The sequence below is a fragment of the Paraburkholderia sp. GAS334 genome (assembly GCF_050436625.1).
Lineage (GTDB): Bacteria > Pseudomonadota > Gammaproteobacteria > Burkholderiales > Burkholderiaceae > Paraburkholderia.
Genome location: NZ_JBNDMO010000027.1, coordinates 55,768 through 68,562, shown reverse-complemented (window position 1 = coordinate 68,562; position 12,795 = coordinate 55,768). Strand labels below are relative to the sequence as shown.

Genomic DNA, 12,795 nt, shown 5'->3' with positions numbered 1-12,795 from the left:
CTATCCGTATTTGCTGGTTGATGCCGGCGTTCTTGGTTGCATTGCACCAATTGAGCACTGTAGCTGTGTGTCGTCCGTCGGACGCATTTCGACCCTGAGCGGACGGTCGCCGTGCTGAAGCAGCAATGGCTCTTCCCGAAGTGGAACGGACGCTAGTGGCGAACGCCACCGATAACGTATCGGCCACTGCGGAAAGAATGTCCGTCGCCGTCCAGTCCGGATTAGACCTGCGCCAAACCGCCGTCGACAAACACTTCACTGCCGGTCATAAAGCTACTCTCGTCCGACGCTAGGAACAGCGCCACGGCAGCCGTTTCATCCGGATCAGCTATACGCCCGAGCGGCGTCTGCACTTTAAGCTCACCGAGCATCGCATCGAGCTGAGCGCCCGAGACAAGGCTCTCCATCAGGCCCGGCGTCGCCGTTGCACCGGGAGACAGTACGTTCACGCGGATTCCGGAGTCTTTCAGATCGAGCGCCCAGCTGCGCGCGAAATTGCGGATTGCCGCTTTCGTTGCGCTATATACGCTGAATGCCGGCGTCCCCTTCGAACCTGTCGTCGACCCGGTAAGGATGATCGAGGCACCTGCGTTCATCAGCGGCAACGCCTTCTGGACCGTGAACAGCGTCCCTTTCACGTTGACGTTGAATGTAAGATCGAATTGCGCCTCCGTGATCGCTCCGAGCGGCGCAAGCGAGCCTAGTCCCGCGTTCGCGAACAGCACATCGAGATGCCCCTTCTCCGCCTGCACTGCGGCGAAAATCCGGTCGAGATCATCGAGCTTTGACACGTCGCCCTGAAGCGCCCACACGTTGTGCCCGATGGCCGCCGCAGCCTTGTCCAGCTCGGTCTGGCGCCGCCCCGTGATGAACACGAACGCCCCCTCCTCTACGAAGCGCTTCGCGCTCGCGAGCCCGATGCCGCTATTGCCTCCGGTCACCAGCGCGACCTTTCCCGTCAGCCTACCCATATGCGTGTTCCTTGCAAAATCATAAATTGTGTCCAGGCATCGCAGACCTTAACCACACTTTTAGATAGTATTCATCTTTTGGTAAGTAACATTGGGATGCCGCATGAAAATGGATCTGTTCACCTGCGGCCTCGACGTAACGCTGGCGGTGATCGGGGGTAAATGGAAGCCCCTGATCCTGTTTCACCTCGCAAACGACACGCGACGTTATGGCGAACCAAAGCGGGCGGTCGGAGCAGTTAGCCACAAGATGCTAATCCAGCAATTGAAGGAATGGGAGACAGATGGCCTCGTCAATCGTGTCGACTACAAGGAGATTCCGCCGCGAGTCAAGTACTCGCTAACAGCATTCGGCCTGACCCTGGCAAGCGCGCTCGCCCCGTTATGCGGTGGGGCACAGCACATGCCATGGAGGTCGGTGAGTTGATGGCGAACCGCAAGGCATCCACTAGGTGAAATCCGCGCAAGTGCCGGCGTGGCAAAAACGTTCAAGGACCACACCCGGCGAACCGACACGCATAGACATTAAATATCAATGCCAGCGAAATTCGTCGTCAGCATAGGAATCACCATAAGATTCAATCACGGTCTTGAATCGACCTTTTGAGCAAGGAAGTCGCGTATCAGCGGCACCATCTCGTCCGCCTTGTCTTCCAGCGCGAAATGACCCGTGTCGAGCAGATGAGTCTCAACGTCCGGCAAATCCTCTTTGTACGGATACGCGCCGTCCGCTGGGAAGATGACGTCGTTCTTGCCCCACACGATCAGCATCGGCGGCTTAAACTCCCGGAAATACGCCTGCACCTTCGGGTAAAGAGGCAGATTGGTTCGATAGTCATAGAACAGGTCGAGCTGGATGTCGTTGTTGCCGGGGCGATCGAGCAGCGCCTGGTCATGGACCCAGTTGTCCGGGGAAACACGCGTGCGGTCGGACACGCCATCGGTATATTGAAAAATGGTCGTCTCGAGCGTGAGCAGCGGCAGCAATGCTTTCCGGCTGGCGTCCGAGCCGTCGGCCCAATAGGCCTTGATCGGATCCCAGAATCCCTTGAGGCCCTCGTCGTAGGCATTTCCGTTCTGGACGATAAAACCTGCCACGCGGTCCGGATGCTTGAGAGCAAGCCGCCAGCCCACGGGCGCGCCATAGTCCATGACATACATCGTGTACCGACGCGTGCCGAGCTGGTCGAGCAGGCCGTCCACTAGTTCGGCATAGCGATCAAACGTGTAGGCGAATTCAGCACGATCCGGCATGTCGCTCTGACCATAGCCGGGGTAGTCCGGCGCAACCACGTGGTAGCGGTCGGCGAGTGCAGGGATCAGGTTCCTGAACATGTGTGACGAGGTTGGAAAACCATGCAATAGCAGGACAACGGGAGCGCCCAGCGGACCGGCCTGACGGTAGAAAATCTTCAATCCCTCCACAACCGCCGTTCGATGATGCGTGACGGGAACGGCAGGACTGGTACTGTTAGCAGCAGACGAAGTACTGGAAGCCGAACTGGTCATTGCGATGCTCCTTGGGTCGGATGGCCGATCCGCGATCACTTTTGCTCGAGGATTTCGAGCCGCGGCTCAGCACTGTGTGTATAAGCTGCACAGAGAGGCATGTGACGTGAGGAAGTTCGGACGTCAACGCACAGAGATTCAAGTCATCGCCGCGATGACGTCGTCAGTGGATACTACGGCGTGGGCGAGAAACGCATAGTTGATCATCGCGGCTTTATAACCATCACCCCAAACGGGATGACGAGGTCCTGCGGTCGCATCGGCTACGACCGACACTTCGAAGCCCTGCTCGAGCAAGTCCCGCAAATGAGCCTCCACGCACATGTTGGCGAGCATGCCGCCGAGCACCACTTTGCTCATGTGACGTTTGCGTAATTGCAGTACAAGGTCATTCGTTTGCGGACCGAAGACCTTGTGGGGACTCACGACGATGGTTTGGCCGTCATCAATGTAAGGTTTGAACTCCGCCAGCCAATCTGCGCCCGAGCCTTCAAATCCCTGGAGGTTCAGAGCGCCTTCTCGCGCGAACGTACCGGTTGCGAACTCGTCCGCTTCCAGCGGACCGTTGAACTTCCATGCGCGATCGGTCGGAAAGAAGTAATGCGGAGATATGAATACATTGACCTTCGCGGCTTTTGCGGCCTTGAAGATCCTCAACATGTTTTCGACAGTTCTGTTTTCCGTGACGCTAGCACCCACCGCGCCCCAATTCTTGCCCGTCGGGCTCAGCACGTCGTTCTGCGGGTCGATGAAGACCACGGCCGTATCGGTTGGATCACAGTTCATGCCGAGTCCTATAGTAGAGAGACGGATGGCCGCCGAGCCTCCGCTTAGATTAAGTGTTCGGAAGGTTAGGTTAGTATCTACCCTTTAGCAATGCGGGATTTTGGCGGCTTTTTGAAGATCACGACAGACGCAATGCCCACACGCTCGACGGCAACATGCGAGCGCTAGGCGGTGTTCCTCAATTAAACATGTAGTAAGTGGTAGATGAAGTTTTCGGCCATCGTCTCTCATGGAATTGTGCAGAGATAAGTCCAGGGCATCCGATGCTCAATCGTCATTTTTCCAAACTGACGGACTTTATGTCAGGCGTCGATGACGCTTCCCTACAAGTCCGAATAGATATGGCGTTCGTGGGACTTCATCCGACCGCGCAGACTTGGGTCCAAGCGACTGTCCATTCCAAGGGTTCTCAAAGGTCGACGGCCATGCTCGGCAATCGTGAATGGACGTAACGTTTGGGCTATCAGCGCCGCCACGGCCGTGGCCCTTTGCTTCCTGAAAACACCGGCTCATGCGGCCGGTACAACAAGCATAGGCACAGAGGCCCCTTTCGTGACAGAGAACGATCGTGTCATGACAAACATGATGCGCGGCATGTCCATTCTCCCTAGCCGCGATCTCGATCGTGATTTTGCTGTCGTGACGATTCCGCACCATCGAGGTGCCATCGACATGGCTGAAGTTGACCTGCGTTGGACACAATGACCAGTTGCGTCGAATATCCAATCAGTCAAATGCCGGCAGGCATTGGAAATGCGCTGGTATCCCAAGGCGTGAATCTTGGCAGCCGCCGACGCGACACAGATTATCCGCACACGACGGTCCGTTGTCCGGGTTGCAGTACATGAGGCTTTGATAGGTTCATGATGTTTCTCGTTGGATGATTCGGTGTCGTCGAGGGGGGCGCTTGTTTAGCACCGTCCCAGCGCGTTTCGGGCAGGCGCGGCAGCCGGACGCTCCGACCATCGATACATCGCGACAACCACGAGTCCCACCACCGCCAGAGCCACGCCGGCGTACACCGTCGTAAGGACGTTGGCGCCTGCCAGCGTCAGTCCGCCGAGGAAGGACCCGCCAGAGATGCCGAGATTAAACGCAGCGACGTTGAGCCCCGCCGCCGTACCGACCGCCTCCGGCGCCACGCGTCGAGCCACGAGCACGACGGTAGCCTGCATGATGGGAGGAACGGCGAAGGCGAACGCGCCCCAGACAAACAGGTTGACCAACACCAGCACCGGCTGGTGTGCGGTGAGCCAGAGCGCGGCGACCGATGCCGCGATGCCGGCCAACGCGATGTTCATGCTGAGCTTCGGGCCATTGCGGTCGGACAGGCGACCGCCGCCGATCGTCCCCACCACGGAGCCGAGTCCGAACACCATCAGCCCGAGGGTTACGCCTTCGCTTCTGAACCCCGTGGTATGAATCAACAGCGGCGACAGGTAAGTGAACACCGCGAACGTCGCTCCCATGCCCAGCGCGGCGATCGCATAGAGCGGCATCAACGCCTGGCTTTTCAGCAAGGCGAGCTGCGACAGAATGGTGCCGGCACTGCGCTGAGCGGCAAGCGCGGGCAGACGCCGCCAGAGGCCGATAGTCGCCAACGCGCCCATGGCAGCCACTACCAGGAACGGCAGCCGCCAGCCCATCAGATCGCCGAGCCACGTTCCGCCGCGATGTTAATGCATCTCGTGAATCACGCTTCGTATCATCGCGGGTGGGTTTGCGAAATGTTCTTCGAAATTCCTGCAAAACCACCCGTGACAGACCTACCTGTGTTTCTTGAGTCGCATCCGGCTTTTGACGGTCCTCCCGACGTCCATGGCCATCATGCCAAGGCGTAGGGACCACCCGCTTCAATCGCGGCGCGATAGGCGGGTCGCGAGTGGATACGACCCAGAAACTCATTGAGATTGGAGCATGTCCCATCGAGTCCACCACGTTGACGTGCAGCCTCCAACGGAAAGCTCATCATGATGTCGACAACAGTGAATGATTCACCCGCAAACCACGGTCGCCCACCGAGTTCGGCGTCCATCCATGCGAGATGGCCCGCGAAAGAGCGCTTCAAATCCGCCGCTGCAGACTGTCCCGCTTCGCCCATTCGCTGCAACACCAATAGCGCGAAAAGCGGTGGCATGAGTGAGCCTTCCGCGTAGTGCATGAAATGCTGGTACCGATGACTACTTTCCGAATCAGTTGGTCACCCAATCTTCACATCAGATTGATTCAAGATATGCTCGAAAATCAGCCCCGACTCTGCGATTGTCAGATTGTCGTTCTGAATAACCGGCAGCGCTTCCCGAGCGGGTGAATGTCACGTGCAGCATCGGGAGCGAGACCTGAAATCGGGTCCCGCGAATAGCGAACCACACGATAGGGCAGCCGTAACTCCTCCAGCAGCCATAGGACGCATTGCGAACGCGAGTTCTCGAGGTGATGCACGATGATGTTCATAGTACTGTTCGATGTAGAGGTTGATAGCCCGTCCCGACGGATTTAGCGCTCCGGCGGTGTCCGGAATTCGTATGCCTCAGTCTATCGGCGATAGCAAACATGAGTAGCAGCGCTAGCGCGAATTGACTGTTCTTGAAACAAGAATGCAGTCAAAACGATGCACGGTCACGCACCTGGCCGGACATGCATCTTCGATGACAGATTCCCCCGGATAGCGAGGTTGAAGATGCGCGCGACAATAGGTAACGCCGACATCTATTTTTCCGACGAAGGCGAAGGTATTCCCGTCGTTTTCGTACATGGTTTGGGGGGCGGTCAACGAATTGGGCTTATCAACGCCGTTATTTTCAGCGTGACTATCGCGTCATTTGCCCTGACCTCCCGGGTCACGGCGCGTCGTCGGGCCATGCCCTCTCGTTTCAGAGCTTCGCGGGTATCATCGTTGCCTTGCTGGACCAACTGCAGTTGCCCCGCTATTCTCTGGTTGGGCTCTCTACCGGTGCTCGCGTCGCTCTCTCCGTCGCTGCCGCACGCCCAGATGCGGTAACCTGCCTGACTGCTGTCAACACGTTCGTGAATCTCACACCGCAAGACCGAAGCAAGCGCATCTCTATCTATGACCTTCTGCTCGAAGATGACCATGCCGACAGATGGGCAACTGTCCTACTTTGCGAAATGAACGTACAGGAAGGTTCGGTGATTGGACGCGGCTTTCGACGAGCCGCCGCAGCGAGCGACCCAATCCATATCCGTCGAATCTTCGGAGAAATGGTCGGTTGGAACCAGAACCATGAATTGAAGAACATTTGCTGTTGGGTCCAGATTATTCGAGGGTCACTCGACAAGTTCGTGCCTTCGTACTGCACTGAAGACCTGGCGTCCAGACTTCGCACAGTCCAGGTCGATGTCCTGGACGGTTTGGGTCACTTGCCATACCTCGAGGACCCTATCCGATTCAATGACAGTCTCCAACGGTTCCTGCGGGCGCACGCTGGTTTGTGACGCTTGACTCATCGCAACCTTGAGCCGTTCGAGCATAAACTTGAGCCGGACGGGTCTGTATTTCCGGGGGGCGGAGCCGAAAATAGCAGCACCCTTTACTGGAGAGCGTCATGAGCCGCATGCACCTTCACACCGCAGAGACAGCCCCCTCTGAAAGCCGCCCTTTTCTTGAACGTTCGCTGGCAAACAACGGCTTTCTTCCCAACCTCGTCGCAACGCTAGCCAACTCGCCGGCGGCAACCTCTGCATACTTCACCCTCGGGGAAATCAATGCGAAGGGGTCGTTGTCTCTGGCCGAACGAGAGATTGTCCAAATCGTCGCTGCGACGGTCCATGGTTGTGGCTTCTGTGTCGCGGGCCATACCGCTGTTGCGCTCAAGAAGGCTCAATTGCCTGACCATATCGTTCAGGCTGCTCGAGATGGTGAGCAGATAAAGGACGACCGACTGAATGCTGTGGCGTCACTTACGCGAGAAATTATCTCGTCTCGGGGTGCAGTGTCGGATTCTGCTCTCACGGCCTTCAAACAGGCGGGCTTCAACGACCAAAATGCCCTTGATGTCGTGCTGGGCGTCAGCCTAGCGACGCTATGTAACTTTGCGAACAACCTCGCAGAGACGGAGTTGAACCCGCAGATGAACAGCTACCGGTGGGACCCGAAGAAATCCTGATTTCGTGTTGCTTAGTGGGGGCAAGGCTGGAAACCTCTGGTCGAATCGGCCGCATGAAAATATGACGCTGCATGGGCTGCATAACGCTCTCACCGAGGTTAACCAGCAAACCAGCGCCAACTCCTCTTCATAACACCCGCGTTTGAATCCTACGTGGCGCCCCTCCTTATATGGTGCGCCATACCTTGCTATCAGCTGAAGGAAATCATTTGCCTCGACGCGGGGAAGAATCGGCGTCTTCTCCGTGCCGTTCCGACACGTGTCCGTGCGAAATGGGAACAAATCAGGTATTGGCGCGCGCAGTATCGAGTCACCAGAACCAGCTACGGCCTGCAAGACGCGATGGCAATCACTGGTTGACATGGAGCTCGATTTCGCCTTTGACTAATCGCGGGCGTCGCCTCCTGAATGACGATATCTTGCAAGGAGGCTCCATGAAAAGCGACCTGCGAAGTGTCCCGAGCTTCATAAAGCGTCGTCGTACCATCGCCGCCCTTGCCGCCCTCGCCGGCGCGCCATTATCCGCACTAGCGACAAGTGCCGCTGCTCAGGGTTCTTCTTCCCGGAAGGAGCCCTTGATGAGCAATGGCAGCAGTTTCCATACAACCAAAGATGGGACACGGATATTCTTTAAGGATTGGGGAAAGGGTAAGCCAATCGTCTTTTCGCACGGATGGCCTCTCGACGCTGACGCGTGGGACCCTCAGATGCTCTATCTTGGACTTCAGGGCTATCGCGTAATCGCCCACGACCGCCGTGCCCACGGTCGTTCCACTCAGACCTGGGACGGTAACGACATGAACACGTATGCCGACGACCTCTCCGGTTTGCTCGACATGCTCGATGTGAAAGATGCGATACTCGTTGGCCATTCAACTGGCGGTGGAGAAGTCGTTCGTTATCTCGGACGCCATGGAACGAAGCGTGTTTCCAAAGCCGTTCTTATTGGAGCCATACCGCCGGTTATGCTCAAGAGTGCGAGCAATCCCGGCGGGTTGTCGATAGATGTATTCGACAAGATTCGAGCTGGTGTGTTGCAACGTGCCCAATTTTACAAGGACCTTGCGCTGCCGTTCTATGGCTACAACCGTCAAGGCGCGACACCTCAGCAGGGGGTAATCGATGAGTTCTGGCTCGAAGGTATGCGCGGCGGAATCAAAGGCCAGTACGACTGCGTAAAGCAATTTTCTGAAACAGATTTCACGCAAGACCTTCAGAAAATCAAGATTCCCACTCTCATCCTGCACGGAGATGACGACCAAATAGTGCCAATATCTGACTCGGCTGCGCTGTCCTCCAAACTGCTGAGCAACGCAACCCTCAAAGTGTACCAAGGAGCCCCGCACGGCATGTGCACAACACAGGCCGACAAGGTCAATGCAGATTTGCTCGCCTTTGCCAAATGATGAACTTGGTTGCAGAAGAGATGCACTCAAGAGCAGAGCGCGATTCAGTCATATCACGTCGATGTAAGGTGCGATGTCTCGCGCGGGAACAATGAGCGCGTCCCCCCGGATGGGATGTTGCATCTTTGGCATATGCGGGAGGTCACAGATGATGGTCGCCAGTTCGTTTATTGCGCAACTACCATCCCTGTCCTCATCCCGAAGTACCATCATATGTTCGTCATCGAGCAGCATGACGAACGTTAGAGAGTTGCTTTCGAGTATTTTTTTAACATCGCGTGCGGAAAAAGGACCCTTCAAGTCTATCGTTTCTCCGCTGGTCTTGAATAGCCGCCTCATTTTCGCCTCCTGATTCGGTTTCACCGGAACTAGGAACTTTGCAAACAAGGCCCTCAGTCAACCGCGCGACAGGGTCGATGTATCAAACAGCCGACTAAAGCGGAAACTTGCACATCTCCTCGCCTTTCCCGCTTGGAATGCTATGACCACACGCGCGGTAATATTTTATCTTTCTACGCATCCTCTTCATTTGGGTGGTATTTTGCCTACCGAACCCGCCATGCTATAGAAGAATCTTATCAAGATTGGATATTCTTACCGTAATGCCTTGGGGCAATCGTTAGCGCCTCTGTCCTGCTTTCCAGACCTTTGGAGTGGCACCGACAATCTGCGAGAAGACGCGAATGAAATGGCTTTGGTCCGCGAACCCGGTCGCGGAGGCAATCTCAGATGCAGTCATCTCGCCCCGCTCCAACATGATTTTGGCCAATTCGACCCTGCGTGACAGAAGCCACCGATGCGGCGGAACGCCGGTCGATTGCCTGAAGGCACGGGCGAAATGGTTTGGCGACATCCCGCACTCCTTTCCAAGCAGGGCCAGGCTGACATCACCCGAGAGATTTTGGTCGATAAGCTCTTTCGCTCGTGCAAGGTCTCTCGGCGAGAGCCCGCCTTTGAAAGGGGCGCGTTTTGCGGCGAGATTTCCGTACCGCCACGACAGATGGGCGAAAAGAGCCTCCATCAGTCCCGACAGGAACAGCAGGTTCGCTTGCTCCGGATGCGTGAGCGCTGGACGCATCAGCAGGCTAAGTTGATACGCAACCGGGTCAATCGTCCCATTTGGGATAACCACGTCGTGGACCAACGGTGTGTCTCCATCGTCAGCCATCGCCGCAAGGCTTTCTTTTGGAAAGTAAATCTGCAGCGAATCGAGCCGTCCTCCGTAGTAACCCGTAGGCTCCTGCTCCAGATTCACCACGGAAATCGTTCCGGCCGGCAGAGGGCCGACGGGGACCGGCTTCCCCGCCAGCCATAGCTCGTGAACCAAGGGCTGGAAGAGAATGCAAACTATGTACGCGGAACGAGCTGGAATAGGGAGCGTCTGCCCGATACCCTCATCCCCGCACAGCATATGCGTCGCAGCGAAGAATGCTCCCGGGCGGAGGTGGGTCGTGATTGAAGGGGCGCTCTTCAGACGGAACCTGTTCGCGATTCCGTCACCGTATGCATGATTGAGTTGCATCTTGCCTCCTACCGTACCTGCACTTCCGATTTCGAGTTGAAAGCGAACTGCAAACCTGGCCAGCGTGGAGGCCTACCTCATGCTTGTGAAACTCACCTAATTGCAGAAATTGTAGTTCCCAAAGCGTGGTCTCAACGACACATTTAAGCTCGCTGACCTGCTCGGATATCCACCGGATTCTGGCGCGCGTATGTATCTGTCGAGGCGCTCAAAACACATGTCGCGAGTCGCTACATAGCTGGGCATAGCGCACCAAGAAGCTATACAACGCCTACCGACGAGCTTTTGCGACCGTTCCCGGGGTAACGCCGAAGATTGACTTGAAGTGGCGCCCGAAATGGCTCTGGTCGGCAAATCCAGTCTCAGTCGCTACATCCGATATATCGACGCCTTCGAGCAGCCGCGACTTACCTTTGGTTACGCGAAGCACTAACTGGTATCTGTGCGGGGTCAGACCGTAGGCCGATGAGAAGCGGCGACATACATCCGATGCCGACATCGAAGACTCGCGCGATAGGTCTTCTAGCGATACGTTTCGATTCCAGAACTCATGCATGAATTCGTACGCACGGTGAAGACCTGGCTCCGTACGCATCCGCAGCGATGACGCGGCTTTCGAGGAAGGCGAACCCCGATACTTACCCAGCAGCGATTCACAGAAGAGCGCCCACTCCCCCGACCACGCATCTACCGTCTCCGGCGACACGATAATCTGGTCCACGAACGCCTGTGTGAGCCGCATTTGTCGCAGGTCACCCGGGAATTCCCGCGTGAGTTGGCGAATGTCCACGTCGAAGGCTGCACACTGCTGCCGCCACGCTTCGTCGGGAACATAAAGCATCACGTACTCGCACATTCCGCCGACCGTCTTCCCGGCATGCGGACTCTCGGGAGGCATGCAGTAAACCTGGTTTTGCCCAAAGACCCGTTCGCGTCCTTTTTTCGCCGCGATGTCTTTCGCTCCCGCCACCACGGCTCCTATCGACCAGGTATCGTGCGCGTGGACGGCGAAGCGATGGTCTTCAAATCTGGCGTGCAACGCTTCAATCGCTCCGATTCTATCGACGCGCCCAAAACGGGCGAATTCGGTCGGAGTTCGACGTCGAGTTTCTGCCATAGTCGAGAGATGCTTTTAAAATCGGGGCCAAGTAAAAAAGTGACATCGCCGCCGGACCGCCGCTATGGCCTCGGCAAAACCGTAAGCAATTTGGAATATGCCAACGCCAGAAAGCACGCTAACTCACGCACTTGCTAGCAACCCGCGACGCAACGGTATTGGACCACATACGGAGGCAGCCGCTAAGAGGCTCAAGCCTTGAACGCCCTAAAGCGCAGTTCCCTTGGGACCAGACATGACGCTTCGTCAGCATCCGCTTACGTCGTCACCTTGGCCCGATATCGCGCGGGAATTTTTACATCAGCGTCCGCGCATGTATAGAACGTTTTTGCGTCACTTTTCATATTGTGCGAGCTTTGCCCTTCCTGTTTCCCCGCTTCGAGAGGCCGGCCATTGCCCGCTATCGCTTTGACCGTGAGGCCTGTTCCCTCCAACGCTTCGGTGTCAAACCCGTCGCCTTGCGGAACACCGTCGTGAAATGCGCCTGCGTATGAAATCCCACAGCGTAGGCAATTTGTGCAATCGGCAGGCGGCCTTCCGCAAGTAGTGATTTGGCTGCACCAAGCCGTTTCTCTGTCAGGTATGCATGCGGACTCAGTCCCGTGGCAAGCTTGAATTGTGCAGCAAAGTGCATCCGACTCAAGCCCGCGCGTTCTGCTAGGTCTGTCAGGCTAATCTGCTCACCGAGATTGTCCTCGATGTACTCAATGGCACGCTTCAGCCTCCAAGGCGCAAGTCCTTGGCGAAGACCCTCATCTGAAAACGCATTTTGAAACTCCATCGCGCGAGCAAGAATCGCCATGCCAAGGCTCTCGCAATAAAGACCAGAAAATGGACTTCGCAAGCTCGTGGCCTCGAGCAAGGTACACCCCAGCTTACCCATCACGGTGTCGGGGGCAAACCCGGGGTCCGACAAATGATATTCAGGTGGACAGCTGCATTGCTGCAGTTCCTCATAGGTTGCGACGAGAATCGCGCGCGGCACGAATACATGGACTGCTTCGACCGGTCTTCTGAAGCTGCAACGGATTTCTTCTCCGGGCGCTGCGATTTGAGTGCCCCCAAATCCTCCCGTGCCCTTCGTTATACGTCGACCATTTCGAAAGCAGTCCACGATGGTGTTCCGCAGCAGCACTTCGATAATGTAATGTGCTTCAAGTACTGGAGCGCGCAACTGCCGCTCATGTTCCGCAGTGTCACGCCAGAATGCGATAGAAATGCGCGACGCTGTGAGTTGGACATGGGCGCACTTTCGCCAGTCCGCCTCTTCTTCGAGCGAGTTTCCGGGGCTTCTGTCTTTTTGGAGCCCGGGCTCACATGCAAACATATCGGGATACATGACACTGCCCCTTACTCA

Annotated in this window: 13 protein-coding genes and 1 pseudogene; 5 read left to right on the top strand and 9 right to left on the bottom strand. The window is 56.5% G+C overall.

From position 1 onward, the window contains the following. Positions 1 to 221 precede the first annotated feature (221 nt). Entirely contained in the window at positions 222 to 971 is a 750-nt protein-coding gene (locus P3T21_RS31765) for an SDR family NAD(P)-dependent oxidoreductase (protein ID WP_429259903.1), read from the bottom strand. A 103-nt stretch (positions 972 to 1,074) separates the two neighbouring features. Here P3T21_RS31765 and P3T21_RS31760 point away from each other — a divergent pair, with 103 nt between their 5' ends. Then, on the top strand, positions 1,075 to 1,398 hold the full coding sequence (locus P3T21_RS31760) for a winged helix-turn-helix transcriptional regulator (RefSeq protein WP_429259902.1): 324 nt from the start codon (positions 1,075 to 1,077) through the stop codon (positions 1,396 to 1,398). A gap of 155 nt (positions 1,399 to 1,553) precedes the next feature. On the opposite strand, the gene P3T21_RS31755 is transcribed toward P3T21_RS31760, so the two are convergent. Then, complete coding sequence (locus P3T21_RS31755; protein ID WP_429259909.1) at positions 1,554 to 2,480, bottom strand: alpha/beta fold hydrolase; 927 nt, start codon at positions 2,478 to 2,480, stop codon at positions 1,554 to 1,556. Between the two features lie 138 nt (positions 2,481 to 2,618). Further along, on the bottom strand, positions 2,619 to 3,266 hold the full coding sequence (locus P3T21_RS31750; protein ID WP_007582343.1) for an isochorismatase family protein: 648 nt from the start codon (positions 3,264 to 3,266) through the stop codon (positions 2,619 to 2,621). Positions 3,267 to 3,839: 573 nt separating this feature from the next. Between P3T21_RS31750 and P3T21_RS31745 the strand changes: the two genes are divergently transcribed. Then, on the top strand, positions 3,840 to 3,971 hold the full coding sequence (locus tag P3T21_RS31745; protein WP_429259901.1) for a hypothetical protein: 132 nt from the start codon (positions 3,840 to 3,842) through the stop codon (positions 3,969 to 3,971). A gap of 206 nt (positions 3,972 to 4,177) precedes the next feature. Here the strand turns inward: P3T21_RS31745 and P3T21_RS31740 are convergent, their stop codons facing one another. Together P3T21_RS31740 and P3T21_RS31735 are read right to left on the bottom strand one after the other, a co-directional pair. Continuing rightward, positions 4,178 to 4,912, bottom strand: coding sequence for an MFS transporter (locus tag P3T21_RS31740; RefSeq protein WP_429259900.1), 735 nt, complete (start codon positions 4,910 to 4,912; stop codon positions 4,178 to 4,180). A gap of 179 nt (positions 4,913 to 5,091) precedes the next feature. Further along, positions 5,092 to 5,720 (bottom strand): annotated as a pseudogene (locus tag P3T21_RS31735) (glutathione S-transferase family protein). Positions 5,721 to 6,086: 366 nt separating this feature from the next. Here P3T21_RS31735 and P3T21_RS31730 point away from each other — a divergent pair. From P3T21_RS31730 to P3T21_RS31720, 3 genes are all read left to right on the top strand, one after another. Then, positions 6,087 to 6,722 (top strand): alpha/beta fold hydrolase, encoded by a 636-nt coding sequence (locus tag P3T21_RS31730; RefSeq protein WP_429259908.1) that lies wholly within the window; start codon positions 6,087 to 6,089, stop codon positions 6,720 to 6,722. 110 nt (positions 6,723 to 6,832) lie between these two features. After that, positions 6,833 to 7,393, top strand: coding sequence for a carboxymuconolactone decarboxylase family protein (locus P3T21_RS31725; RefSeq protein ID WP_429259899.1), 561 nt, complete (start codon positions 6,833 to 6,835; stop codon positions 7,391 to 7,393). 578 nt (positions 7,394 to 7,971) lie between these two features. Beyond that, entirely contained in the window at positions 7,972 to 8,799 is an 828-nt protein-coding gene (locus P3T21_RS31720; protein ID WP_429259907.1) for an alpha/beta fold hydrolase, read from the top strand. A gap of 48 nt (positions 8,800 to 8,847) precedes the next feature. Here the strand turns inward: P3T21_RS31720 and P3T21_RS31715 are convergent, their stop codons facing one another. From P3T21_RS31715 to P3T21_RS31700, 4 genes are all read right to left on the bottom strand, one after another. Beyond that, on the bottom strand, positions 8,848 to 9,138 hold the full coding sequence (locus P3T21_RS31715; RefSeq protein WP_429259898.1) for a hypothetical protein: 291 nt from the start codon (positions 9,136 to 9,138) through the stop codon (positions 8,848 to 8,850). Positions 9,139 to 9,418: 280 nt separating this feature from the next. Continuing rightward, positions 9,419 to 10,321 (bottom strand): helix-turn-helix domain-containing protein, encoded by a 903-nt coding sequence (locus P3T21_RS31710; RefSeq protein ID WP_429259897.1) that lies wholly within the window; start codon positions 10,319 to 10,321, stop codon positions 9,419 to 9,421. A 271-nt stretch (positions 10,322 to 10,592) separates the two neighbouring features. Continuing rightward, positions 10,593 to 11,438, bottom strand: a complete 846-nt coding sequence (locus P3T21_RS31705; RefSeq protein ID WP_429259896.1) for an AraC family transcriptional regulator — start codon at positions 11,436 to 11,438, stop codon at positions 10,593 to 10,595. A gap of 400 nt (positions 11,439 to 11,838) precedes the next feature. Then, positions 11,839 to 12,777 (bottom strand): helix-turn-helix domain-containing protein, encoded by a 939-nt coding sequence (locus tag P3T21_RS31700; protein ID WP_429259895.1) that lies wholly within the window; start codon positions 12,775 to 12,777, stop codon positions 11,839 to 11,841. Between the last annotated feature and the right edge of the window lie 18 nt (positions 12,778 to 12,795).

Coding starts and splice junctions, on each gene's coding strand:
- P3T21_RS31725 (WP_429259899.1), top strand. CDS start 6,833: ATGAGCCGCATGCACCTTCACACCGCAGAGACAGCCCCCTCTGAAAGC.
- P3T21_RS31745 (WP_429259901.1), top strand. CDS start 3,840: ATGACAAACATGATGCGCGGCATGTCCATTCTCCCTAGCCGCGATCTC.
- P3T21_RS31720 (WP_429259907.1), top strand. CDS start 7,972: ATGAGCAATGGCAGCAGTTTCCATACAACCAAAGATGGGACACGGATA.
- P3T21_RS31705 (WP_429259896.1), bottom strand. CDS start 11,438: ATGGCAGAAACTCGACGTCGAACTCCGACCGAATTCGCCCGTTTTGGG.
- P3T21_RS31755 (WP_429259909.1), bottom strand. CDS start 2,480: ATGACCAGTTCGGCTTCCAGTACTTCGTCTGCTGCTAACAGTACCAGT.
- P3T21_RS31700 (WP_429259895.1), bottom strand. CDS start 12,777: ATGTATCCCGATATGTTTGCATGTGAGCCCGGGCTCCAAAAAGACAGA.
- P3T21_RS31710 (WP_429259897.1), bottom strand. CDS start 10,321: ATGCAACTCAATCATGCATACGGTGACGGAATCGCGAACAGGTTCCGT.
- P3T21_RS31740 (WP_429259900.1), bottom strand. CDS start 4,912: ATGGGCTGGCGGCTGCCGTTCCTGGTAGTGGCTGCCATGGGCGCGTTG.
- P3T21_RS31750 (WP_007582343.1), bottom strand. CDS start 3,266: ATGAACTGTGATCCAACCGATACGGCCGTGGTCTTCATCGACCCGCAG.
- P3T21_RS31715 (WP_429259898.1), bottom strand. CDS start 9,138: ATGAGGCGGCTATTCAAGACCAGCGGAGAAACGATAGACTTGAAGGGT.
- P3T21_RS31765 (WP_429259903.1), bottom strand. CDS start 971: ATGGGTAGGCTGACGGGAAAGGTCGCGCTGGTGACCGGAGGCAATAGC.
- P3T21_RS31760 (WP_429259902.1), top strand. CDS start 1,075: ATGAAAATGGATCTGTTCACCTGCGGCCTCGACGTAACGCTGGCGGTG.